The 25817-nt window shown below is 37.8% G+C and carries 23 protein-coding genes and 1 tRNA gene; 8 read left to right on the top strand and 16 right to left on the bottom strand.

Annotated elements, in window-relative coordinates:
* Positions 1–67: 67 nt before the first annotated feature.
* From ACYVM0_RS02790 to ACYVM0_RS02780, 3 genes are all read right to left on the bottom strand, one after another.
* On the bottom strand, positions 68–1402 hold the full coding sequence (locus ACYVM0_RS02790; protein WP_460552128.1) for an OmpA family protein: 1335 nt from the start codon (positions 1400–1402) through the stop codon (positions 68–70).
* 17 nt (positions 1403–1419) lie between these two features.
* Complete coding sequence (locus ACYVM0_RS02785) at positions 1420–1998, bottom strand: hypothetical protein (RefSeq protein ID WP_460552126.1); 579 nt, start codon at positions 1996–1998, stop codon at positions 1420–1422.
* A gap of 112 nt (positions 1999–2110) precedes the next feature.
* Positions 2111–3523 carry an MATE family efflux transporter gene (locus ACYVM0_RS02780; protein WP_460552123.1) on the bottom strand — a complete coding sequence of 471 codons (1413 nt, stop codon included), beginning with the start codon at positions 3521–3523 and terminating at the stop codon, positions 2111–2113.
* A 247-nt stretch (positions 3524–3770) separates the two neighbouring features.
* On the opposite strand from ACYVM0_RS02780, the gene ACYVM0_RS02775 reads away from it, so the two are divergent.
* A tRNA-Arg gene (locus ACYVM0_RS02775) sits at positions 3771–3844 on the top strand.
* 159 nt (positions 3845–4003) lie between these two features.
* On the opposite strand, the gene ACYVM0_RS02770 is transcribed toward ACYVM0_RS02775, so the two are convergent.
* The 10 genes from ACYVM0_RS02770 to ACYVM0_RS02725 form a co-directional block, all read right to left on the bottom strand.
* A complete protein-coding gene (locus tag ACYVM0_RS02770) occupies positions 4004–4606 on the bottom strand; it encodes an HD domain-containing protein (RefSeq protein WP_460552120.1) in 603 nt (200 codons plus the stop codon).
* A gap of 11 nt (positions 4607–4617) precedes the next feature.
* Positions 4618–5223, bottom strand: coding sequence for a hypothetical protein (locus ACYVM0_RS02765; protein WP_460552117.1), 606 nt, complete (start codon positions 5221–5223; stop codon positions 4618–4620).
* Positions 5224–5258: 35 nt separating this feature from the next.
* On the bottom strand, positions 5259–5738 hold the full coding sequence (locus tag ACYVM0_RS02760; protein ID WP_460552116.1) for a hypothetical protein: 480 nt from the start codon (positions 5736–5738) through the stop codon (positions 5259–5261).
* Positions 5739–5785: 47 nt separating this feature from the next.
* Entirely contained in the window at positions 5786–5971 is a 186-nt protein-coding gene (locus ACYVM0_RS02755) for a hypothetical protein (RefSeq protein WP_460552115.1), read from the bottom strand.
* A gap of 220 nt (positions 5972–6191) precedes the next feature.
* Positions 6192–6566 (bottom strand): hypothetical protein, encoded by a 375-nt coding sequence (locus ACYVM0_RS02750; RefSeq protein WP_460552112.1) that lies wholly within the window; start codon positions 6564–6566, stop codon positions 6192–6194.
* A gap of 6 nt (positions 6567–6572) precedes the next feature.
* Positions 6573–6941 (bottom strand): hypothetical protein, encoded by a 369-nt coding sequence (locus ACYVM0_RS02745; protein WP_460552109.1) that lies wholly within the window; start codon positions 6939–6941, stop codon positions 6573–6575.
* Between the two features lie 55 nt (positions 6942–6996).
* Positions 6997–7788, bottom strand: a complete 792-nt coding sequence (locus ACYVM0_RS02740) for a hypothetical protein (RefSeq protein WP_460552106.1) — start codon at positions 7786–7788, stop codon at positions 6997–6999.
* Positions 7785–9146, bottom strand: a complete 1362-nt coding sequence (locus tag ACYVM0_RS02735; RefSeq protein WP_460552103.1) for a hypothetical protein — start codon at positions 9144–9146, stop codon at positions 7785–7787. Before ACYVM0_RS02735 ends, ACYVM0_RS02740 begins: the two co-directional genes overlap by 4 nt.
* Positions 9133–11373 carry an SPX domain-containing protein gene (locus ACYVM0_RS02730; RefSeq protein ID WP_460552100.1) on the bottom strand — a complete coding sequence of 747 codons (2241 nt, stop codon included), beginning with the start codon at positions 11371–11373 and terminating at the stop codon, positions 9133–9135. The genes ACYVM0_RS02735 and ACYVM0_RS02730 overlap by 14 nt, the downstream gene beginning before the upstream one ends.
* A 33-nt stretch (positions 11374–11406) precedes the next feature.
* Positions 11407–12249 carry a caspase family protein gene (locus ACYVM0_RS02725; protein ID WP_460552096.1) on the bottom strand — a complete coding sequence of 281 codons (843 nt, stop codon included), beginning with the start codon at positions 12247–12249 and terminating at the stop codon, positions 11407–11409.
* 274 nt (positions 12250–12523) lie between these two features.
* Between ACYVM0_RS02725 and ACYVM0_RS02720 the strand changes: the two genes are divergently transcribed.
* The 5 genes from ACYVM0_RS02720 (at position 12524) to ACYVM0_RS02700 (ending at position 18578) form a co-directional block, all read left to right on the top strand.
* Positions 12524–12976, top strand: coding sequence for a hypothetical protein (locus ACYVM0_RS02720; protein WP_460552093.1), 453 nt, complete (start codon positions 12524–12526; stop codon positions 12974–12976).
* A gap of 306 nt (positions 12977–13282) precedes the next feature.
* A complete protein-coding gene (locus tag ACYVM0_RS02715) occupies positions 13283–13660 on the top strand; it encodes a hypothetical protein (protein WP_460552090.1) in 378 nt (125 codons plus the stop codon).
* On the top strand, positions 13636–14439 hold the full coding sequence (locus ACYVM0_RS02710; RefSeq protein ID WP_460552087.1) for a sensor histidine kinase: 804 nt from the start codon (positions 13636–13638) through the stop codon (positions 14437–14439). Before ACYVM0_RS02715 ends, ACYVM0_RS02710 begins: the two co-directional genes overlap by 25 nt.
* Positions 14440–14450: 11 nt before the next feature.
* Positions 14451–15149, top strand: coding sequence for a response regulator (locus ACYVM0_RS02705; protein WP_460552085.1), 699 nt, complete (start codon positions 14451–14453; stop codon positions 15147–15149).
* Between the two features lie 564 nt (positions 15150–15713).
* On the top strand, positions 15714–18578 hold the full coding sequence (locus tag ACYVM0_RS02700; RefSeq protein ID WP_460552082.1) for an NHL domain-containing protein: 2865 nt from the start codon (positions 15714–15716) through the stop codon (positions 18576–18578).
* A gap of 236 nt (positions 18579–18814) precedes the next feature.
* Here ACYVM0_RS02700 and ACYVM0_RS02695 read toward each other — a convergent pair whose 3' ends face one another.
* The 3 genes from ACYVM0_RS02695 to ACYVM0_RS02685 all read right to left on the bottom strand — a co-directional run bounded on the left by ACYVM0_RS02695 (position 18815) and on the right by ACYVM0_RS02685 (position 21941).
* Positions 18815–19021, bottom strand: a complete 207-nt coding sequence (locus ACYVM0_RS02695; protein WP_460552079.1) for a hypothetical protein — start codon at positions 19019–19021, stop codon at positions 18815–18817.
* 704 nt (positions 19022–19725) lie between these two features.
* The gene (locus ACYVM0_RS02690) at positions 19726–21144 is read right to left on the bottom strand and encodes a hypothetical protein (RefSeq protein WP_460552076.1); all 1419 of its coding nucleotides are present in this window, start codon (positions 21142–21144) and stop codon (positions 19726–19728) included.
* Positions 21141–21941 (bottom strand): hypothetical protein, encoded by an 801-nt coding sequence (locus ACYVM0_RS02685; protein ID WP_460552074.1) that lies wholly within the window; start codon positions 21939–21941, stop codon positions 21141–21143. Before ACYVM0_RS02685 ends, ACYVM0_RS02690 begins: the two co-directional genes overlap by 4 nt.
* 100 nt (positions 21942–22041) lie before the next feature.
* On the opposite strand from ACYVM0_RS02685, the gene ACYVM0_RS02680 reads away from it, so the two are divergent.
* Together ACYVM0_RS02680 and ACYVM0_RS02675 are read left to right on the top strand one after the other, a co-directional pair.
* Complete coding sequence (locus ACYVM0_RS02680) at positions 22042–25062, top strand: caspase family protein (protein ID WP_460552071.1); 3021 nt, start codon at positions 22042–22044, stop codon at positions 25060–25062.
* A gap of 54 nt (positions 25063–25116) precedes the next feature.
* Positions 25117–25740 (top strand): tetratricopeptide repeat protein, encoded by a 624-nt coding sequence (locus ACYVM0_RS02675; protein WP_460552068.1) that lies wholly within the window; start codon positions 25117–25119, stop codon positions 25738–25740.
* Positions 25741–25817 lie beyond the last annotated feature (77 nt).

Genomic DNA, 25817 nt, shown 5'->3' with positions numbered 1-25817 from the left:
AAGATAATTATAACAAAAAACCCTTTGAATTTTCAAAGGGTTTTTTGTTTATTGAAAGAAGTTATCATTAATAATTTCTTGCTTTCATTTCCACTCTCCTGTTTTTTGCACGTCCTGCAGCTGTTTTGTTATCAGCAGTAGGATTATCAGAGCCATGGCCAGTTGATGTCATTTTGCTTTCATCAACACCTTTTGTAACTAAATAAGCTTTAACAGCAGCCGCTCTTGCTTCAGATAAAGTCTGGTTTTTTGCAGCATCACCGGTGTTATCGGTATAACCATCAATATCCAGTTTTAAAGAAGCATCATCAGTCATGATCTTAGCCACTTCGTTTAAAGATTTGAAAGATTTTGGTAATAGTTTAGAACTACCTGTTGCAAAGAAAATATTCTTAGCCGCAAAATTGATCTTGTCAACTACAGCCTGTGCAATTACAGGACATCCGAAGTTTGAAGCAGGACCAGCTTCGGTAGGACATTTATCTTCTTCGTCGTTTACACCATCCTTATCAGTATCAGGTATTGGGCAACCCTGGTAACGGGCAACACCTGGTACAGTAGGGCATTTATCATTTTCGTCGTTTACGCCATCTTTATCAGTATCCGGTACAGGACAACCCTGGTATTTAGCCAAACCTTTTACATCAGGGCATTTATCATCCGCATCAGCGATACCATCTCCGTCTTTATCAGGGCAACCCTGCAAAGCAGCAAGACCTGGCACATCTGGACATTTATCATTAGCGTCGATAACACCATCTCCATCCCTGTCTTTAGGTACTTCCACTACCGGTGGTGGTGGTGGCGGAGGAACTACTGCAGTTTTTTTGCCGATATTTTCAGCAAAACCAAAAGAGTAGAATAAATGATCGTCGAGGATTTTATCAGTTAAAGTAAACCTGTACTGTGCCTGTAAAAACAAGTAGGTAAGGCCGCTGAAGTTGAACTGAAGCCCCACACCAGCAGGAACATAAGCCCCGAATTTGCCGGTATAGTAACCGCCACCAACACCCGCTGTTAAGAATGGAGCCAGTTTTGAATTGTCTTTTATCGGACGAATATTAAGCGTAGGCTCTAATTCCAGGCCAATCTCAGTTTTATCAGATAAACCATATTTTTCCAAACGGTAATTATGGAACATTGCATTTAACCTGGTAGAGAAATCGATCTTGGAAGTAAGTCCTTTCCAATATGAAAAAGATAAGCCTTTGCTCATATTTCTTACTGAACTGTACACTTTACCGGTAAGCGGATCTTTGATACCCGAAGGTGCATTAAAATCTGCCAGGTTGAAGTGGATACCCACCAGGGAGCCTTTTTTTGGAGAGGCCCAGTTTTGTTGTGCCATGGCACTGGTGCAAAACAATGCAGCTGCCAGAAGTAACGTTAGTTTGTGTTTCATGTGTAGTGTAGTTTATTTTAAAAAGTTTGAGCCAGTCCAAACGAATACAACAGATTATCTCCTGCCACTTTTTTAGTTAAAGTAAATCTGTATTGTGCCTGAACAAACAGGTAGGTGGTGCTATTACAGTTTAATTGCAGACCAAGACCTGCAGGAACATAAGCACCAAAATCTCCTGTGTAATATCCGCCACCAACACCGGCAGTAAGGAATGGAGCTAATTTAGCTTTATCAGTAAAAGGCCTGATGTTGATCGTTGGTTCTAATTCCAACCCGATTTCAGTTTTATCTGATTGTCCTGTAGCAGCCAGTTTATAGTTGCTGAATATGGCATTTATTTTAGTAGAAAAATCAATAGTTGAAGTAAGGCCTTTCCAGTAAGTTAAAGACAACCCTTTGCTCATGCTTCTGAAAGAACTGTACCCTTTTGTGGTACCGGGGTCTTTAATAGTGTTAGGACTGTTGTAATCAACAAGAATAAAATTAACTCCGATCAGCTGAGGTTTTTTACCGTCAGCAGATTTTTTGGTTTTTTGCGCAAAAACGCCTGTACATAAAATAATCAGTGAAAGAAAGAGTGTCAGTTTTAGTTTCATAACCTTAGTTTTGGTTTATAGTTTACATTTCTCAATAAGCAAATATAATGTTAAATTCATGTAAAGGCAAAAATAGGCTATAAATTTTATGCCTTTATTTGAACACATAAACTTACACTTTAATGGATTTCCATTTGCCTCTTTTAAAAATTATTATACTCACCGCTGCAAGTATTGATTCTGCTATACCAATGGCCATATATACTCCTTCCTCCCCGAGTTTAAGGTACTTTACAAAAAGATACGCTATGGGTATCTGGATGAGCCAGAATACAAACAAATTTATATAAGTGGGTGTTTTGGTATCACCGGCGCCGTTAAACGATTGGGTTATTATCATTCCATAAGCAAAAAAGATATAGCCAATGGCAAGAATATGCAGGCATAAGGTGCCTGATTTTACTGCCACGCTATCGGTTGTGAAAAAACGCATCAATGTTTCTCCAAAAAAGAAGAATATAAGGGCCACCAATGCAAAAAAGCACAATGCCATAAAGGCTGTTCTCCAAACTGATTTTTCAGCTCTTTCCGGTTGCCCTGCGCCAAGGTTCTGGCCTACCAGTGTTGCGGCCGCATTGGCCAGGCCCCAGGCAGGCAAAATAGTGAATATGCAGATACGTATTGCTGTACCATAACCGGCCGTAACTGCGGTGCCAAAGCCGGCAATAAGTTTGGCCAGGAAGATCCAGCTGCAGCTGCCGATGATAAACTGGAACATTCCTCCCAATGAAGTATCAAGAATTTGTTTCATTAAGGTAACGCTGACAGTGAACTGTTTTTTTACCAGCTTTACCAGTGCCTTACCATTGAAAAGAAAATACAACTGGTACACCACTCCGCAGGCCCTGCCAATAGTGGTGGCCACTGCGGCTCCATGCAGGCCCAGTTTAGGAAAAGGGCCTATCCCCTTTATCAATAAAGGGTCCAGGATGATATTGATGGCATTGGCAATAAGCAATGATTTCATGGCCAGGTTGGCATTACCAATACCCCTGAAAATACCATTGTTTACAAAAAGCAGCATGATAACAATATTGCCGGTGAGCATGATCTGCGTAAATAAAAAGTTTTCCTGTACCACCTCTTTAGACGCTCCCATAAAGCCCAGTATTTCTTTGGGAAAAATAAAACCGGTTATACTGATGATAATGGAAAAAAATACGGCCAGCAGTATTGCCTGTGCAGCAATATCGCCTGCGGCGGTAAAGTTTTTTTCGCCGGCACGCCTTGCTACCATTGCGGTTACACCCATGGCCAGCCCCCAGGCAACAGAGTATAAAATAGTAAGCGAAGCCTCAGTTAAAATAACTGTTGAAACAGCGGCGGTACCTACCTGGTTTACAAAGTAAATGTCTACAATGGCAAACAGCGATTCCAATACCATTTCCAGTATCATTGGTACAGCCAGTAAAAAAATGGCTTTGTTGATACTGCCTGTTGTAAAATCGGTAATATCGCCACGAACGGCTTGCTGAAATAATTTAAATATAGATAGCTTTTTAGCGGGTATAATTGTTTCTGACATGATAATAAAAATTGAAAATAAAAAGATAAGATCCCTTTGTAAATAATAGCTGCAAACCACTTAAGGAAAAGGAAGGGAATAGTAAAACAGGCCATTAAAAATAATGGCGCTTCATCCTTAAGTGTAATTAAAACTTCATAGTTCGCTAAATTGTAGGCTGCAAATATAGAAATTTTTTTCTTTCTGATATTATGCAGTTTTTATTGCTCACTTTTTTTTAATTGCCTTATATTTGCAGCCCAATTGAGGTCCGGTAGCTCAGCTGGATAGAGCATCAGCCTTCTAAGCTGAGGGTCATTGGTTCGAATCCAATCCGGATCACAACACAGTACAGCGAAGTTTTACTTCGCTTTTTTTATGCCGCTTAGGATGCTTGATTAACCGTTGCGGCCGGTTGAAAAAGTAATTTTACCTATGGCAAGGTTGAGGGGAATAACATTAAAGTGATCAATAAATTACTCACTTTTTAACAGCTATTTACTAAACTTTGACTGCGTACAACCAGTTTCCAAAAATCTTCTGGCAAAGCGCCTGCATTTCTGCACCGAATATGGCAAGTACCTTATTTGTATTTCCTTTGGCGTAAATAATATCAGCAACACTGCTGTAATACCATGCCTGTTGTTCTTTGCTGGCATTAAAACGTTGCCATAAGGCTTCACCAATTCTCTCAAAGTCGTAAACTATAGAGCGGAGGTTATCTAATTTATCTGCTGCTGAAACCAACAATTGATCTATAGCCGCTTCATGCTCTAAAAAATGAATGGTATGTTTTTTCCTTTCTGCCCAGCTACTCTCCTTTTCTATCGCTTTCTTTTCCAGCTTGTCTAATTCTGTAGCACCCCTTACAATTTCTGCCACCTGCCTGCCAAATTTCTCTTCAACTTCTTCAATGGTAACATCAGTGTCTTCCACCACATCATGTAATAATGCAGCAGCCAGCACTTCGTCACTGCAATTATTTTCTGCTACCAGCTTGCATACGTTCAGCAAGTGCGTCATGTAAGGAATTTGGGTGCCTTTTCGGTGTTGATGCTGGTGGTGATAGGTGGCAAAAACAAGGGCTTTAGATACTATGCTCATTAAAATAATATTTAAACATTTTCAAAAAACTGGATTGCAAATTTGCAAAAATCAATGATTACGTCTTTGTCCAAATCAAATTCTTTTCTATTGCCAAGGTAGTTGTGTGATGATGGTGTTATTTCCTTTCCTTCCAATAATTCTGTTACAGTAAGACATTTGATATGCTTTTTTGATACCAATACAATAAACGCATTTATATATGGGTAGTTTTCTGGCAAGTCACTTTTCTTAAATTCTCCGTCAGCTCTAAATTTCACTTCTACAAAATGTACATCTTTGGTATTGGGATTTTGCATTACAAAATCAGGCATTCGCTTAATTTCCAAAGCTACATCTGAACGCACTCCCTTTAGCAGTTCCATAATACCAGGAATGGTATTTTCCATACCGTATCTAAACACATTATAGCCAAGACTTAAAAATAATTCCTGTATTAAAGTTTCCGCAATGCGTCCTTTAATCATGTTATACCTGTAGTTTTTATCCTTCAAACTAAGGCCTGATGACTTGTCACTTAAATGCGGATCTTCTTTCTTATTTTTTTCACTATAGCATTTAGTGCAAAGCCCCTTTTCAAACTTTGTAAAAGCACCACATTGAATACATTCTGCCATAGCATTTATTTAATGATTAAATATTAAACTGGTTACTATACAACCTTTTTACTTTTCAGATTATACACTACCCTATCAATCATATTTTCTACCTGCCTGAAAGTATTAATCTGCTTACGGGATTTTGATAAGGAACGCCCCAAAAGAAAGCAAATAAATGCAGGCATTATACTAACCACTAAAAGCAATACATCTATTATTGAAACAATAGTTCCATCCCATTTAGCATCAGCAAATAAATTGTGGACAGTGACATATGCCTGTACAACTCCAATCAGCGAATCTACTTTACTCCAGAAGTAAATTCCTACCCCTATCAAAATAATAGTTAATAAATAAGTAATCAATTCTCCCGTCATGATTACAGGTTTTTTGAAAAACCTGGTAAAAACACCGGTTTCAATTTTCTTCTTTGTTTCTTCCAGCAAAAAGATATTATGAGCTATATCAGGGTTTGCCGGTTCATTACTATCCCCTGTAAAATAAGCAGCGATGTTGTCGATAATTTCCTGCATAAAATGGATTTATATGTAGTGCCTGCAATAATTTTCCAGGAACTGATTTAATTTTTCGCATTCAAGGATGCGATGATCGCTTTAAAACTTTCCAACCCTGCTTCCAGGTTCTCTACAATATCCAAAGCCAAAACATCCGGATCAGGCAGCGACTTATCTTTTAACCAGGTAATATTCAAACCCGTTTTACCCTTGGCAATAATTTTGTCGCAGGTAATTTTCTCCAGCGGCATTCGGCAGTTCAGCGTCTATTTTATTACGGGCAAGTTGTACAGAGTTTTGGTTCAAGAAAAGGATTATTTATGTTGCAATTTAGGGAAATGTATCTATACCATGAATAAGTAATAACCCCTGTTCTATGATAAAGGATTGCGGGGATTATCAAGGTTAAAAATCAGGATTATAATGTTGATGAGCCAAGCCAGTTTATGCAAATATTTTGCCTTCAATATATCATAGATCATCGATCCAGCCTTCAATCATTTCCTCTACACCAAAAGTTAATTTAAACCCAAACAGTCCTAAAACGAGCATTGCAATTACTATGCACGAGATTGTAAAGAAAGCCTGTGTATTTGCAACCAAAAACAATATCGTGCCTAAAGCTGCAAGTAAAACAGCACCAACTAATGCATGTATGGTATACTTTTTTATAGCATAGCCCTGGTATTTCTTTATCCTAAACTCAATTGCTCTTCGTATCGCAAAACCGATATAAGTAAAAGGCAAGGTTATGCCAATTACAACCAATGCTAGTATAATGGAATAAATAGTATTCGTCCCCCATTTTGCAAATGATTGCAGGTATAGCGCCATGAAGTTTGCCATTGAAATTTATTTAGTAAACTGTTTAATAATTTTACTCCTGATGTCAGCAGACCACTTAACCCGATCATTATCCTTTAAGTTTTCTGCGAGAAAATCAAGTACTTTATACGGATCAGCAAGGCTCATATTTCCTTCTGGGTTTTGGGAGATCATTTTTTCAATCCTTTTAACCTTCGACCTGGAAAAAAATCCTTTTTGCCATTTTTGTTTTGCCGGTATGGTGTAATAAAAAATCAGTAAATAGGCATAGTTGCCAAAATTTATCGCGGCATTGGTTCCGAAATCTTTTTTATACCATTGCTCAAATTCATGGCTCCATAGCTGAACTTTTCCAATTAAAATTATAGAGCCATCTTTCATTTTTTTGTAGGGCACATTTGTATTTTTTAATTTGTAATTATTAGATTAACAATCTGAATATTTATGCAACTCATTTATCGGTTGCGTCGGGCAGTTTTACAGAAAAATAGAGCACTTTATCATAGCCATAACGTTTAAAAACAGTCTGCCAAAAAGTATAAAAATCGCCACTGTACCCTGCCTGTCGATTATTAGACGATAAAATTATATTCACTTCAATATTTTTAAATTCTCTAAACGATAAGTTGCTGTCAGTAATCGCAGCTATTGCATCAATTTTGGCTTTGATATTGACAGGTGGTTCAATACATACAGGTACCCTTCCATTTACGGTGCAACATTCGAGCATGTCAGATAAAATAAAAAGTTGTAAATGAGCAGTGTCATGAAAAGAATAATTTCTGAAATACCTTATAGCTCTTTCAATACAGTCGATGATGCAGCTATTAGGCTCACTGCGGTATTTTGCGGCCGCACTCGAAGATGCAATATTCAACAGTTTTTTAAGACTGTCGCTTCTTTCTGTAATGCTGTTCTCAAAGTTAATCTTTTCAGATGGCAGTGGATCGATTGCCATAGGCGTGTTTGTAAACAGGCAGCTGGAATTATTATTTTTACTAATAGTATAGAATTCAATTTTTTTTCTCGCTGCAAAAGTGGTTTGTAAAGAGATTGCATTTTGTTTGATTAATTCAATACTATGAGTAGTATCCACGCTGCTGGTAAAATCACAGAACACAATACTGTAATCTTTGGGATATATTTTGCTGTTATCTTGTGTTGGCTCTGGATCAAAAATGCGACACCCCATCCCCATTAATAAAATGCCAAGCACAATGATAAACTTTAAACTTAGTGTCATAATCCGCTAATTTTTATTATGTGATTATTTGTTTTTCTTGCTAAAGCCCTGTTACGCCAATGATCTGCCAAAAGAAAGAAGTCCAGGCTTCTGTTGCCGAAATCCGGATTGGCAGCACCCAGCTTATATCCATTATCGTAGTATGATAGAAGAATATCTCTGTAGCTATTCAAATATTCTTCCTTATCCCATTTTTCCATTTCACTTTGTATATCTGCCTGCTCCTTTTGGGCAGCAGTATATTCCGTCAGGGATCGAATATATCTTTCTTCTGATTTTGTGCATTTATTTTTAGTTTGAAAAAAGCGAAAGATATTTTCCCAAACAGAAAACCCGGCTGATAAACATACGCCACTAATAATAGGGAAGATGAGTGAAAGGAATACAAAAGTTGCGAGGTAAATACCGTACATAATATTCAAATGTCCATGATTGGCGAATTTTACAGATTCCACACGAAAAATACCCAGAATAACAACCCCAATAATAGTAAATATCATAATACTGTTATGCCAATAGCGTTTCCCTTTCTGCTCAGCTTCATTCTGTTCCTCATTTTCTTCCATCCTGCCTATTGCATTTTCTGCGAGAACAGAATTGAACATCTCTCTGAACTTGGAACGGGTAATTAATGCGTGTCCATATTTAAGGTCAATGTAGTTATCGTAAAATATTTTTATAAAAATTGTACAAAGTGATATACCGATAGCCATCGACAACCCCTGCCCCTGCCTGAAGTTAAATCCTTCTTCAAATAATTTTTTTGACAAAGGGATATCTGCAAATACCAGAAAAATTCCTGTAGCCAAACAAATCAATCCCCAAAAACCGTTAAAGCTTCTGGGATGGTGGTGTTTATAATATTGCAACAGTTCCAAATATCTGTGCTGCTGACTGTCCTCCTGTTCATTTCGATCCCGTAATTTCCTTTTTGCCTCTGCATCAGTCCTAGCTTTTGTATTTAAGCCACTTAGTCCTGTTTTGGCAAGTTTAAACAAGTGTTCGGCTCTGCTTTGTGCAATTACCGTAATTTCTCTATTTCGGGCTCCTTTTATGCCTTCCACTCCATCGCCTATCCCAGACTCAGTCATAAACTTTATGGAAAGCTGAAAATATTTTTCAACATCCGGGTGCAGAAGGCTCTTATTGTAATGTAATAGTTCATTCTCAAGATTACCACTCAATTGTTTTATTGAGTAAGGCACATCATCAATTTTATTTAATTGATCTTTTGGGTCGTCTACATTTTTTCGTTCCCGGCTAAAAGTAGCAACAAAACGTTTCCACCAGTTTGTTATTCTCCCCAAAAAACTTCTTCCAGGTTTATTTTCCTGAGGAGCTGAATTAGCTGTTTCCATTATCTAAAAGTTTAGTGGTTAACGTTTCTTCTTTGTCCTGGTGATTGTTATTTACAGGATCGGGAAAAAGCGGTTTAATATCATTTGTATAGTAATTATCAACCGGCCCAAGTCCATTTACCCTGTACCAGATACCCAGGTTATATCCGTCGAGTATGGCTGTTTCGGCCCTGATAGAAAGTAATTCCATATTTGCATAACGTTTAAGCTTATCCGTTTCCGAATTCTTAGCCCAGCTAAGAATTGTTTCAATATGTTGCAGGAGTTTTTTTATTTCCTGCTCCCGTTTTTCATCACCGGTTACTGTTTCGGCAGCAAGTTTATCCAACTGGTTGCTGATATCTTTAAACTCCTGTTCGTATTCCCGGTATTCAAATGCCAACAATTTTATTTCTTCGTCCAGGTCTGGAAAATATCGTCGTTCCCAATCAGCCAGCCTGGTCAGGTGCTGAATAGGTGAAATTTCCCCGACACTTGTGGCAGAATAACGATCCCTCAGCTTTTTTAAATAGTCCAGAATATTGGTAAAAAGTGCTGATTTTTTTTCTCCTTCAGTCTTTTTAGGGCGCAGGTCTTCCACACTGCTCACGCCACGCAGTAACATCGCTTTATTCTGCACCACGGCTAAAACATCTTCCACGATTTCCTGCATTTTGACGGAATAGTTTACTGTTATTTCAGGAATCTCAGGAGTACTGCACTCTGCAATTGAAATATCTAACCGGTCAATCTCCCGTTGTAAAAAACGATTTACAGCAAGTAGTCCCCTGAACCTGATACCGTATGCGAAAGGAAATGCAGAAAGCATAGCAACCACTATGAATTCCGGAATGGCAACAGCTATCGTTTCCTGCCCGCCCAATGTTCCCCCGTTCAAATTGTACATCACAATACTCAGCGTACATAGAATGAACAACAGTATGCAAGCGGCCAGTTCCCAGTTATATTTTAACCAGTTTATTACGCCCCGCTCCTCCTGGCGTTTTCTCATTAGCCGTGGCTCTACAATTTTCATGATATACAAACACATTACCCCTCCAACACCTAGTGCCACTGCTGTTCCTGCCAATACCCCTTCAATAGAAGAATTCAACCGGCTGGCACCGGAAATACCTGAACTGTTTAATGCCAGCAACAGGATTACTATCCCAATAATTATAACTGCAGGGGCAATCTGCAACCAGAGAGAGAACCAGCTACCGGCTTTCAATTCAGTAGAACTATCGGTGTTGTCACGAAGCATCCTTGCCCTGTATTGTGTACGAAAGACTTCCTCCCTGGAATTTCCTTTTTTATCGAAGAAATATTTTATGAGTTTATAGCAACCCCAGCTAATTACCCCGATCAGCAGCACAAAGCCTACCAGTAAACCGGCCTTGGTTAGCAAACCCGTTTGTGGCGATGCTCCTGTAGTTAGTAGACCATTCAGTAAAAAGAAAAAAGCATCCTGGTTACCAAAGTTGGCGGTTGAAGTAAATATTGAAAAGAAATAACCGGCCGCTGCAGCAACAGAAGTACCAATACCCAGAAGCACATAAGCATTGTTAGGGTTGATACCATCTGCGCCAAGCTGTTTCATTTGCTGGTGTACCTGTTCCTGCCTCTCCTGCAATTTTCCTCTTTTAGCCGTCCAATGAGTGATATGTTTATCCAGTGTTGTTTTTTCATCATCATATCGTTGCTTATTAATAAAGCGGGTCTCTGCATATACTTTTTTCTGCAGTTGCACCGCCTTGTCCATCTGTTTCTCTGCTTCCTCCATCCATTTATTCATCATGTCCTCTTTACCTGTTACCATTCGGCGCCTGACATCGAGTATTCTTTTACGCAATTCCTTCATTTCACCCAGCACAGTTTCCTTTCGAAGCTGCAGTTCTTCTTTTGTTGGGTCTGCACCATTTCCTGCAAGCTTTAATTGTTCCACCTCGTCCCTTAGCCTTGCAATTTTTTCATTGTACCGGTCTTGAATCTGTTGATAGATCGATTTCCAACGTTCCAGTTGATCAGTAAGTTTTTGTTGATACAGAATAACAAGATCAGCAGCTTTAATATCCGGTGTTCCTGCATCCCTGATAGCCTGCTGGAAGCCCCAGCGACGCAGGTCATCCATACCGGTATCCATCGCCATGATGACAGGATCATCACTTAAACGGGTAAGCGAAATTTCTTCTATTCCGGGGCTATCCTTAGCAGTAAAATCAGAGTCTTCTTTTATTTCGTCGTGCATAGTTGCTGAAATTTAAGTTCAGGATTAAAGTCATTAAACAATAAAGGGTACCTGTGCTGCAAATTTTTTGTTTCTCACACCTACGCAATAATATTGAGGTGCCTGGTGAAGTCCGGGCGGTATTCTGTCTTTAATAGCTTTTATAAAGGAGGCATAGTTTTGAGTGAGGTCTTTTTTCTTATATACCCGAATCAATTCATCTGTAAAAAGGCTGAGTTTCCGTCCGCTTCTTGATTCAGCAATAGCAAACTGCTTGTCGCCGCAGCCGGCAAGTAAAATAACGGAAGCCATTAGCCTGATTTTTTTGGGTGAGGGTAAGGATTTTAAATGCCGGTCATAGGTATCCCGATGCCTTTTGTATAGTAATAATGCCTCTGCTTTTAATACTTCGGTTACTGAGTTTTTATCCATCGTATCCAGTTCTCTTTGTGTCCAGTTGGATAAAAGCGGTTTTGCCACAGTTCCGGAATGGCAGCTGTCAGATACAAGTACAATCATTACTCCAGGTCTGAATTTACTCCAGGTATAATACAATTCATCATCAGTAAGCATACGATCGTATAATACCCAGGTTTCATCATAACCATCAGCTTCATCTCCATTGAGGTCGGGAAAGAAACTGCCGTGACCTGAATAAGTAAGTAAGAGCTTATCACCTGCATGAAGAAGCTCTGCTGCCCTGCTAAGCGCCATAAGAACGTTGGTGCTGGTAGCTTTTTTATTAATCAAGATGGCCAGGGTCTCATATTGTTCTTCTTTAGCAATCAGCTGCATGGCTCTTGCATCATTGTCGCAATTGGGTAACCTGCCGTTAGAACCATAATGGCTAACATCAATAAAGTTCAGCCCGATATGAATACTTAATCCCTTTGCCATAAACAGTGATTTGGGTTTTAATCAAAGACTGTACAAAGATTATCATTCACTTTTTTGCCTGCCAGAGGGTAAAGCAGGAATTTTCGGGGGGAGATACACGAGTAAACCGAACGGGTGTTTTTCCGGTATTTGTGGGGTGTCTTCGAGGTATTCTTTTATCGCCCTGCTGTAGAATCAACCTGGCCTGGTAAAAGCGGGGCCCTGGATTTGGAATAGCTGCCTGGTGAAACATATATTGTTGTACAAAATTTTATTAACCAACAAAAATTACATTATGCCAACACAAAACCTTCCGGCTGCTTTTGTAAGCAAGGCCACTGTAAACCAGAGAGTAGGAAATTATCAGAACCACAAACTCCCGACCCTGAGTGCTGCCCTTGGGAGAAGCGATACCAAATCCATTTGGTATACTGTTGAACATCTTGAGCAATTACTTGATGAACTACATTACCAGGAAGCCAGTGGTATGCGTGTATATTTCGGTGCCTATCCTTCCGACCATGATGACTATCCCGGTCAGCTTTGCCTAATGATGGTGCCCACCACATTCAATGGTACAACAAGTAATCATGAGGATATTATTATTGAAGAACAGGATGACTTTACTGACAGATTTGGAGCATTTGACCCTGAAGAGATTGAAAATATATATAAAAGTTTTAATTTCGGTTCACCTTGTCCTCCGGCATGTTTGAACCAGGATCCGGGGTTTCCAATTGATCAATGACCAAATATGCATAAAGCCATTTACTATATTTATATCATACCCCTATTTTTAAGTGCTATTTTCAGCCTGCGGGCTTTCAGGCTGAAATGGCCCTTACCTTACCGGGGGTTTTCTATATTCCTATATGTAACGCTGGCGGTTGAGTGTTTTGCTATACTTTGGAAGGACTACCTGTACCTGCATGAAACAGCGTGGTGGTCTTATTCAAGGAATAATATATGGTTATATAATATCTATTTTATTCCACAATATTTATTTTACTTATTTTTTTACAAAGCTGTGCTCGACAGCCCGTTTCTAAAAAAAATGATTACGGTATTTATTGTTGCCTTTACCATTTTTGCACTCCTTAATATCACCGTTCTTCAGGGATTATACACTCCGAATAATTATACCCTCACTGCCTGCTGCCTGATGATGCTCGGTTTAATAACCGCTTATTTTTATCAGTTGTTACACCAGAAAAAAATAATTCGGCTAACCCGTGAACCGATGGTATGGATATCGTCCGGCGCATTTTTTTTCCATCTCGGCTGCCTGCCTTTTTTTATCTGGTTTAATACCCTTGTTACCAGCAGTATGACCAAAGCCTTCTCCTTCCTGGCCATTGTAGTAGTTCTCAATTCAATCATGTATTCATCCTTTTCAATTGCCTTTTTATGGAACAAAAATTTTCAGAAATAGATACATTCAACCTTTTAATAACCACCATTATCCTGCTTTTTTTCGGCTGTCTGTTGGTCTATTTCCTTTTTCAATACCAGCGAAAGCGATTTCGCCACAGCCAGGAAATGCTGGAGCTAAAGGAAATATTCAATAAGAACCTGCTGCAGTCTAAACTGGAAATTCAGGAACAGACGCTTGGACATATAGCCAGGGAATTGCATGATAACATAAGCCCTCTAATCTCAATTATCCAGATCAACCTGGGTACCCCCAAACTGAAACGGGCACCCGAAATTCAGTCGGAATTATCGGAGCTGAAATCCAATGCCAACCAATTGATGACAGAACTTAAATCACTAAGCCTTACACTGAATACTGATCATATAATGCATTGCGGTTTTGTTGATGCACTATGGCAGGAGCTGGATCGGCTGGAACGCACCAAATTGTATAAAACTAAACGTACTTTAACGGGCGAGAAATTCAGGCTGAGACCGGAACATGAAATCATTCTTTTCCGGATGTGCCAGGAGTTACTCAACAACATCATCAAACATGCAGCCGCAAAAAACATCTTTGTACAGCTTGATTTCAATCCGGGTGCCTATCATCTGACTATTACGGACGACGGTAAGGGTTTTGACATTGATGGTGTTCAACACAACAATCCTGAAAAAAACAGCACCGGCTTACTGAATATCAAAAGCCGTGCTAAGTTAATAAATGCTATAGTAGAAGTTAGCAGCAGCCCGGGTAAGGGAACAACTACGAGTATAACGGTGTCGGATAACCAGTAAAATATTTTATTATGCCGTCTCAAAAAAAACAGATTAAAATAGCACTTGTGGATGACCACAACCTTTTCCGCAAATGCCTGTCTAATTTTATCACTTCTGAAGAGTCCAGTAATTATTTTGTGCTTTTTGATGCGGAGAATGGCAAAGACCTCATTAGTAAGCTGGACAGGAATTGCCTGCCTGATGTCGTAATTATGGATATTGATATGCCGGGAATGGATGGTTTTGAAACGGTACAGTGGTTACAAGACAAGCACCCTTCCATCCAAATCCTGGTAGTTTCCATGATCGAGAAAGAAGAAGCTATTGTAAAAATGATCCGTTTAGGAGTCAAGGGGTATCTCTCCAAAGACATCGATCCGGAAGACCTTTATGAAGCATTGGAAGTAGTCAGCAAGGGAGAATATCATTATACCCGGTTCCTCACGGGAAAACTTATCCATTCGGTATTAAAATCCGCTAATCAGCTAATGGAAAATAATTCTGCTGCCGGCATTGCTACAAAAAAGTGGTTGATGCTAAGCCAAAGAGAAAAGGATTTTGTACAATATGCCTGTACCGAGTCTACCTACACAGAAATTGCCGCTAAGATGTTTGTGGCGCCCAAAACAGTAGATGGATACCGGGAATCTGTGTTCGAAAAATTAGGGCTTAAAAACCGTATCGGGCTTGTTTTATTTGCGATTAAAAATGAGCTGGTGAAGCTTTGATTTTTATTAATTCGGCAGCTAATTAAACCAATCCATCGTAATAATAAACATCAATAATCGGATTATTTCGTTACAGTTTTTGGAAGCTGATTGATTAGCTTGATACTTCACCGCAAGAATAATGACTACAGGTTCAGTTTATTTTTTTTATTTAAAAATCGCAAATAAGGTGATCTAGGTTATAGTACAACTTAAGTTTAATTTCTCACTTTATTGATAAATCTTTATCGCCGGGGTTGGATAAAAGATCACAGCCGAAACAGATGCGGCAGAAAAATATTTTTCCGGAAGCGAGGAATTTTAAGTGGCTATTCGCCATACGCTATCAAAATGCTTTTAATTGAATGATAAAAAAGAAATAGAACAACCTACAACATTGAAATTTAAACTACCTAAGCAAAGTATTATAATCTTAAAGAGAAAATATAGGAAGTTGAAGAAGCTATATACAACGAGGAAACTATTGTATAAATGAAAAATTAAATTTCTCTGAACCGCATTAAATATATTATTTTGCATATTCGACGTTACACCAAAATTACTGCCACCCGAACCTGTACAATAATGAAACTTCAATTACTGGTTTTATTGATACTGATTTGCAATTTTCAACTATCTGCACAGATAATAAACACTTATGCAGGAAACGGAACCTACGGCAACAGTGGTAACGGAGGTCCTGCTACTTCTGCACAGCTTGGAGAACCGCTTGGCATAGTGAGCGACAACGCAGGTAATTTATACATCTGCGATATGGACAACAATGTAATTCGTAAAGTCAGCCCGTCAGGCATCATCACGGTATTTGCAGGAACTGGCGCATTGGGTTATTCCGGTGACGGCGGTCCTGCCATAGCAGCAAAACTTTATCACCCCACTTATATAAATATTGATCATGCAGGAAATCTTTATTTCACTGATCAGAATGCAGATGTAATTCGTCGTATAAGCAATACTGGTATAATAAGCAGTATTACAGGAAATCTTGGTTACGGATATACTGGGGATGGCGGACCAGTAGGCAACGCTAAGTTCGGAAGTATATCGGGCATAGGGTTTGACGTGAGTAATAATATGTATATTTCAGATTACAGTTTTGGCGTGATCCGCAAGGTAAATTCCGCCGGTATTATCAGCACCGTTGCAGGAACAGGCGTGTTAGGATATTCGGGAGATGGTGGACCAGCTACTGCTGCCCTTTTAAATGCGCCATATGGTGTGATCTTCGACGCTTCGGGTGCGATGCTCATCCCTGACGCACGTAACCGGGTGGTCAGGAAAGTCAATCCAGCGGGCATCATTAGTACTTTTGCTGGTAACGGCACAGCAGGTTATACCGGAGATGGCGGAAATGCCAGTGTGGCCAGTATGAATTGGCCTTGGTTTATTGTTCTAGATGCCTCGGAAAATCTTTATATTTCGGATGGGCTTAATGATGTAATCCGTAAAGTAGATAACGGAAATATTATAACAACTTTTGCTGGTAACGGCGTACACGGCTACGCTGGAGATGGCGGACTTGCAACGGCAGCTGAAATGAGGGATGTTTGTGGTATAGCTTGTGATAATACCAACAATATTTATATCGTCAACAGAGACTGGCCTAATGTTATCCGAAAGATCAGCAACTGCCTTACAGCGATTGTAAGTCAGCAGCCGGGTAATGTAGGCTTATGTAATGTTGGCAATGCTGTGTTTTCTGTAACTGAAACAGGTGCCACTAACCTACGCTGGCAACTAAATACCGGAAGTGGTTGGACTGATCTTGTTGATAATACAGTTTATAGCGGCAGTAGTACATCAACTCTTTCCATTACAGGCGCCACCTTCTCCATGAGCGGTTACCTATACAGGTGCCAGTTGACCAATACCTGCGCATCTATTTTTTCACAGGCCGCAACCTTAACAGTTTCAGCTCCTTCAATACCAGCTATTACGATCAGTTCTAGCAATGTCACAGCCTGCAGCGGATATCCTATAACGTTTACTGCTATTCCATCAAACGGCGGCACCACGCCTTTTTTTCAATGGAAAAAGAACGGCCTTATTACGGGTACCAATTCCTCTTCCTATACTGATAATAGCCTTTTGAACGGTGACATCATCAACTGTATCATGACTTCCAGTAACACCTGCGTTACTACGGCCACAGCAAACAGCAATATGTTATCGATACCGATTCTACCTCTCTTACCGGCTACTATTACGATAAGCTCTTCACTAAACAATATATGTAGCGGAACTCCGGTAACTTTCACTGCGCTTGTTGGTAATGCAGGCAGCACGCCATTTTACCAGTGGACAAAAAATGGTATAAACACCGGGACTAACAACATAGCTTATACGGATATAACGCTAGTCAACGGGGATATTATTGATTGCAGGCTTACCTCTTCCTACGCTTGCCCAGCCAATCCAATTGTGCAAAGTAATGTTCTAGCCATGAATGTACTGCCACGTTTAACTCCACAAGTCACAATCAGCAGTACCGCATCCAGCTTTTGTGCAGATAAACCGGCCACCTTCAGTTCCTCAGCCGGCAACGGCGGCACCTCGCCCATTTATCAGTGGACGAAAAATGGTCTTAACATTGGTACCAACAGCCCAGTTTTGACTTACAGCCCAGTTTTTGCAGGCGACATGATCGCTTGTCAACTTACCTCAAATGCCTCTTGCCTGACAGCGCCATCAGCCTCCAGTAATATTGTTATAGCCTCACTGTTCCCAACACCCACTGTTAAACTTGACCATACTGACTTTCTTTGCCAGGACGATATACGAACGCTCGATGCAGGTAGTTTCAGCAGCTACCTATGGAACGATGGCAGCAGAACCAGAAGACTACCGGTTAGCAATACAGGAAAGTACTATGTATCGATTACAGACGCAAATGGTTGTAATGCCAGTGACACCACGGTAATTAGTAAACTCCTACCTAAACCATACGGATTTATTCCAAAGGACGGCAATATTTGTAGTTATGGTGAGCTTGTAATTACCGCCAAACCCGGGTATTCTAAATATCTTTGGGACGATAATTCCACTACGGCTGAGCGCACCTTGAAAAAACCAGGATCATACAGCCTGCAAGTTATTGACGCCAAAGGTTGCAGTAATACAGAAGTCATTACAGTGTCACTCAAACAATGCTTGAAAGGTTTCTACATTCCGAACTCATTTACTCCTAACAATGATGGTATCAATGATGGTTTCAGACCGCTGCTTTTCGGCAATATCCTGTCTTACAATTTTACTATTTTTAACCGGTATGGGCAGATTGTTTTCCAATCAACAGACCCTTCAAAATTCTGGAACGGCAGCTTTTTAGGTAGCCAACAGAATCGATCCGTATTTATATGGACCTGCGGTTATCAACTTGAAGGAGAAGCAGCTGAGCAACGAAAAGGAAATGTACTACTGTTAAGGTAAATGCATCTTAAAATAATATCAGAGAAAACAGGATTGACCATTAAATTACTTCGCATAAATTTCTATCTTATCGACAATGACGCTGATAGCAGCGATTTATTCATGGCATTTTTTCTTTAATAAATTAATCTTATATAACTTAACAAAAATGATATGTTGTTTGATAATATATAACTGCATACAATAAGCCATAATTAAAATTCTAAATCAAAAAATATCAGAATTTAGATTGTTTATCAATTTACTTCATCCGCAAAATAATACCCACCTTTCAATATCCTGCAACTTGCTTTTTCATGTTTGGTTAGTGGCTCCATTGGCTTTATTGAAATAAATTCAACAAAACGAGGGCCGAGAAATCTCTTACGTACAATAAAGCCGCTTATTAATAACAATTCAGTGCCGGTTGGTAAATGGCCGTCATAATAATATTTATGTATCATTTCAAATTCAGGATAGTCCTGGGACCATGCATCTTTATTTCCTGTAACAACATATAAACTTCGGAAAAAACTATAATAATCTTTATATACGCCTTCCTTATTACAATACTTTTATTTATTTGTGGCCTATTTACGGCATATAATGAACGATGATTTGCACAACATTATTTTGAAGTAGAGCGATTGGCATTATATATTTCACCACAGTATAAACAAATGCACGTATAATTGTAATTCATTATTATTATCGAAATTTTATATAACGCTATCTGCCGACATATAACAACTACCACTACCCTATTACATGATTAAATATTAATCATTAAAAAACATTATGTAGTAAGTATTTTATTGATTGTCTATTTCAAATCTATTATAATAATTGTAAATAAAAAAAGCATGTTTTTGAATTAAAATTCAAAATGTTTCATCAACCTATTATTTCGCAAATGAATTATTTGATTTTGATGCAGAAACGAAGGAAGGTCAGGACTCTGCTTATTTTTTTAAATAACTGACTTATCATTTTAAACCTTTTAGACAATCAATTTCGGCTTAAAATTATACATGTATTTAGTATGCCTCAAATACAGTTAAATTAATTGGGAATCCATGACAAATAGTAGTAAAGTTAAATGTAAGATTGTTTGATTTTTAAACACTTAACTTATGTAAGTCTGTGTTCTTTTAATTATTTGCAATTTTTATACTGCTTCAAATTGCCTTGCCTTTTTTCCATAAAGATACCTGAATAGCTTGTGAAGTATTAAAATAGCCAAAGCTATAATAACTATATTTATAATTCGGTTAAAAAATACATTTGCGATAATTGCCGTTATTATTAAAATAAAATACCGGGACTCTTCTTTTAACCATTTTACATATTCCTTAGAAGCTGTTTTAAAGACTCCAGAAATGAGCCCCAGGGCATCCAAAAGTATTTTGGGAATTCCAAGTAATAACGTAATACATACTATATAATAAAATATATTATTGAAGTAACCAGTAAATACAATATCAATTGCAATTAAGAAAAAAATAAAAAACAAAAACAATAGAAAGAATCCCTTAATACTGTTTTTACCTGTTGCAAGGCTATAATAAATATTGAGCAATATAACAGAACCATCTGTTTGGCCATACAAGGTTTCGTGTGTATCATTGTGCCCCCCGCCAAATGCGCCAATAAAAATTATTTTCTGTCGGTTACTGCTACACAAATAGGAAAGATATCCTTCTTCTGCTGCCGTACCAAGCCTTATTTTAGAAGGGAGTTTCCCTTCCCTCATTACTGAATTTTCAAAAGTCACGAGACTATCGATTGATTCATTATCAAATAATATTTCTGGCGTAAATGTATTCCATACTCTTTCAAAATGCCCGTCTGGTTTATTTAATTTAATAAGGCCCATTGGCCCCTCCCGATCACCAATTTTTAAAAGCCGGCCATCGCTCACATAATTACCATTCACTTTTTCATATAAAAGAAGCGGCAGGCTTTTTACAGTATTATTATTACTTGACAGCGTGTATTCAATAAACCCTCCCCCTCTATTTGTATAATGCGTATTACCAGTCAGACCCGGATTTTGATTTATATCTTCAAAAATTGATTTTTCGAAAGCATTCCCCTCAAACTGACCGGCGAAAATTATTTTCGGCTTTTCTTTTCTGAGCAATAGCTTAATATACTTTTGTAAAGTTGAATCTGCGCTGCCAACAATTGATGAATCCGAGAACTTAAGGTCGCACACAGCAATTTTATAAAGACTATCGTTCTCAACCAGCCATTTGAACAGTTCGGCAAGTTTGCCTCTATCTGTTATTGATGTGATACCCGCTGCCCCCTCATCCTTTGCAGGTATTCTGGCAAGACCAGCATCTTCAGTTGTATTAATCAGGATGAAATTTTTACTTATAAAATCTTCATCATAAATGCTTCCTGGAAAAATATGCTCGTTAATAAATTTTTTAACCTCAGTAGATGTTTGAACCACCTTCTCTTCGGGTTTTGTTAACCACGAAAGCCTGAAAGCGTAAAGGGAAAGCCAACATAAAAAAAGGGCAATAAAAAAAATCATCACCCAAAAAGGATATTGCCTGAATGGATTTTTCTTAATCATAATTTACATTTTAGCATCCATAGAGCAAGACTCTCCCTATCAACTTTTTTGTATTTGCCGCATATGGCATTTTCAAGATAAGCAATACCAGTTGAATCCGTAAAAACAGTATCGTCACATTCCTTTAGTTCTCTGGCAATCAAGGCCAGCTCTTCTTTTTCTGATGAGTTCAAAAAAAACAAGTAAAATGTTCCGGGAATCAGTTTTTCTTCGCCATTATCAAGATAAAAAGCATTCAAACCGTATTGGTAGCTTATTGTATCCCCAAATATTTCCTTTTTAACAATTATTAACCCGTTTTTTTTATCATACTTTGGAAAATATTTTTGACCGCCGCCCTGTATTTTAAAGAAAATAGTTTGCGCCCTATTCTTATCGGCAGGTGGCATATTAAATATGTCAAGCTGCAGGCTATCGAAAACAGAAAGACTATCCGCAACTGTTTCTCTTAATTGCAAAAGAGAATTAATTTTATTATCCCCTTTTGAGTTTAATCCATGCATATTATCTTTATCTATTGCAGGGAATAGTTTACCGATTGATGATTTTCTGATCATATCCTTAGTCATACAATCACGGCAAAATAATACATACATATTCCCAGGAGTAAAGCCACACTCCCTTTTCAAGATATGCTCAGCGGAATCTATATTTTTACATTTTGCTATTTTTTCCTTAATAACTTTCTCGCTTTTAACACATGCTTTGCTATCATATTTAATTAATTGAATTGGTCCCTGTGCATGAGCACTAATATAAAAAAATACCAAACTTAAAAAAACAGGAAATTTTCGCATAAATATTAAATAGTCTTTATTTACTATTTAAATATAGGAAATTTTTATATTTTTAAGAGATCTTATATTAAAAATGGAATACTTTAATTTAAAATATTGTATGAATCTTAATAATCTAAGATATAAGTCAATCTGCCTGTTGCCTTATATTTTTTTATTTCAATATCTTAGCTATGGCCAAAATAATATCGGTAAAGTAACTATACCGCTCGGTCACTCAGCTCAAATAACGGCTGTAGACATTTCGGCAGATGGAAAATATATTATTACGGGAAGCTCTGATAAGACAGCCATCGCCTGGGATGCAAGAACAGGAAAGGAAATACGTGTATTATTTATTAACAGTCCGGTACGTGACCTGAAAATATCGCCTGATTCAAGATTACTTCTTATAGCAAGTGGGACTAATCTGTCCACTAATCTAAAATACACTTTATGGAGTATTAGAACAGGTAAACTGGTTAAAGAATTGCCATTTTACGGTAAAAAGGGTTTTGAATTCCTGCCGAGGGATGATATGCTTCTTGTACCAGGTTTTACAACAGTACCTAAAAATGTAAACTTGTTGCCTTTAGCGGAGCCAGAAAAAATATTTGAAACAGAAAAAGTAACTTTATATGATTTGAAAAATGATAAGGTGTTAAGAACCTTTGATATTGGGGAGAATTTTGATAATAGGTCAGGAACCTTTCGTAAAACCAAGATCAACTTTATAAATGTTAATGGTAAACTGTATTTTATTTCTCTTAGGGAGAAAACCTTATCCCGAGAAGATGAGCAGCCTGTTATTGATATTTGGAACGTCTCTGATGACCACAAACCACAATGGAGCATATTGCCAAACGAACGAATCAGGCAAATAACTTCTGCAGCCAGCAGTAGTACTTTTGTAACCTCTTCCAAAAACAAAGTATTCATCTGGAGTATTAGTTCGGCAAACCCGGTTGATAGTTTAATTGCAAAAGCATCAGATTATGTCGACGACGTACAAATTTCAGCTAATGGGAAATTCTTATATTGTCTTAGCTCTAACCGTAAAATAAGAAATGGCATAAATAATCGAGATGCTGAATCTTTTATGCAAATATGGAATTTTACTACGCACGAGGAAGTCTCATCCTTTAAAGTACCAAAGGACTTCAGTTTAAAAAATGTTCATTTTTCCCCACACGGTAATTATTTATTATGTACGAATGAAAATAAGACAACTATTTTTGATAATAAAGGAATAGAAATGTTTTCATTAACAGGACATTTAATGGAAACTAAAAGAATGTTTTTCTCAACGAATGATATTTACCTGGCTTCTTATGCTGAAACTGCAAAAGAATTATCTAAAAGATTAGATGTAATCAATGTTTTGCTTGGTGAGTCTAAAAAATATATGGCACAGGCGGGTGATACTCAATTTAATAAGATGATGAAAACAATGTTTGCAAACCCCATAGATAGTTTAAACAGTAATGCTAAAAAAGATAAGCCTATAGTTGTCTATTTGCCTGCATTCAATTTAGCAACGGCTACTGGCTTCATGGGACAAAGGTGGTTCAGTGACCTGGTAATTAATGGCACCAGAATCCCCATAACAATGGAAACTATTTCCCAAAACAAACAGCTACAGGTTATCAATAATGATTACAGGTCTTCTGGCCTTGAAGATTTTAATATTTTAGCTGCAAATAAGAATACACAAAATGTAACAGGGGGAATCTTAAACATCTCTAGTTCAGCTTTAAGCACAATTGAACCTGACACCAAATTAAAAACAATAGTTAATAACATAACCCATGATTCCCTTAATCTTTTATACCTCGACAGTACCGAATGGATCATCCTTAATAATAAGGGGTATTATAAATGTTCAAAAAATGCTGCCGCTTTATTACACTATGTCAGCAATAACGAAGAGATTATTTCCTTTGAGCAACTTGACCTTAAATATAACAGGCCTGACCTGATTTTAGAAGCACTGGGTAGCAAAGACAAAGCTCTAATAAATGCCTATCACAAGACATATACTAATCGTTTAGCCAGATACAAAATGGATATTAACGCAATTGAAAATAATATTGAAGTACCCGAAGTGGAAATTCTTGAACGAGATCAGATAAGCATTAATCAGCAAAATGAAAGTATGCATCTACATATTAAGGCTGCTTTTAAACAGTCTCCATTAAGTAGGTTTAATGTTTGGGTAAATGAAGTACCACTATTTTCATCAACTGGAATAAGTATAAAAGCTGATGCCAAACATACTTTTGATACCAGCTTCTCCATAAAATTATCAGATGGCAGAAACAAAATTGAAGTCTCAGTTTATAATGCCTCAGGTATTGAAAGTTATCGTTATCCTTTATACCTAAATTACACTTCAACTAAAAAGAAGGAACCCAAAACATGGTTTATTGGCATTGGTGTAAATAAATATGCTGACCCATTGCATAACAATCTTAAATATTCTTTAGAAGATATCCGGTCGCTGGTGACTAGCTTAAGCGCCAAATTGGGTAACCAGTTAATTGTTGATACCTTGTTTAATAACAATTTCACTATTAACAATATATTTTTTTTAAAAGAAAAACTTGCAAATGCAGAAATTAATGACCGGATCATTCTTGTTTACTCCGGACATGGCATTTTAGGAAAAGACGGCAAATATTATTTCCCAACTTCGTCTATGAACGCACGGGATTTTACAAATCCGGAATCAATGGCTATTTCATATGAAGCAATTGAGCAAATATTAGATAATACTTCTGCACGTAATAAATTATTTCTCATTGACGCCTGCCACAGCGGTATTGTTGACCCCAAAGCAGAAACTGTGCTAGATAGTACAACCACTACACAAATCATGGAAGAATTGTTTACGTATGTTGGCAGAGGCAATGGTGCCACTATTCTTGCCTCCTCTTCAGGCGATTCTAAATCGCAGGAGTCGGATAAGTTGAAGCATGGTTTTTTTATTCAAGTAATGCTTAACGCAATTAAGGAATTTAATACAATATCCGTTTCCAGTCTTAAAAATTATTTACTGGACCAAGTGCCACAAATCAGTAACCTCGTTCAACGGCCAACAGTAAGAAGCGAAAACCGTGAGGCAAATTTTAAAGTATGGTAAATGCAATTCAAAAATGGACTTTCGACTATTAATCAAACATAAATTGAATTTATCATGAAAAAAATATTGCTTTCCTTTTTGTTTTTTAACGTCGCATTTTGTTTAGCACAAGATAGCAGTGAAGTTTATTATAGTTCAGGTCTGGCCGCCAAAAACAAGGGAAATTATAAGGAAGCATCAATTTTGTTTACAAAAGTATTACTGAAAGATTCCTCAAATCATAATGCATTTGCAGAAAGAGCGTCCTGCTATAGCTCTCTCAAATTATACCCGAAGGCTATTGGTGATTATACGCAAGCTATAAGGTTGGCGCCTAAAAATGGAAATTACGTTCGGCAAAGGGCAATGGTTTATACCGATACGGATGATTATACAAATGCACTTAATGATTTCAACAAGTGCTACCAGCTATTCCCATTGAGTATTTATCTTAACGATATCGCTGTTTTAAATATGAAGTTTAAAAAATTCGATTTAGCCGCAGCTGCATTTTCGAGATACATACAGAAAAATAATTACGATTATAGGGCTTATTATTCAAGAGGGCTTGCCTATTTCCTGACGGAAAAATATGCTGAGGCTATTACAGATTTTGAAATAGCTCAAAAAATCGGTGGATCAGATTTTAAGCCAGATTTTGACTATAAAAAAGAAGCCGTCGAATTGATGAAGAAATAGTAAACTTTTCTATCGCTTATTTTATCAGTCGATCCAGTTACAAAGATTCCGCCTCTCCTCTATTTCGTATAAAACTT

The sequence above is a fragment of the Ferruginibacter profundus genome, from assembly GCF_054783275.1.
The sequence above is the reverse complement of the archived record's forward strand: the minus strand, read 5'-3'. Positions and strand labels throughout refer to the sequence as shown.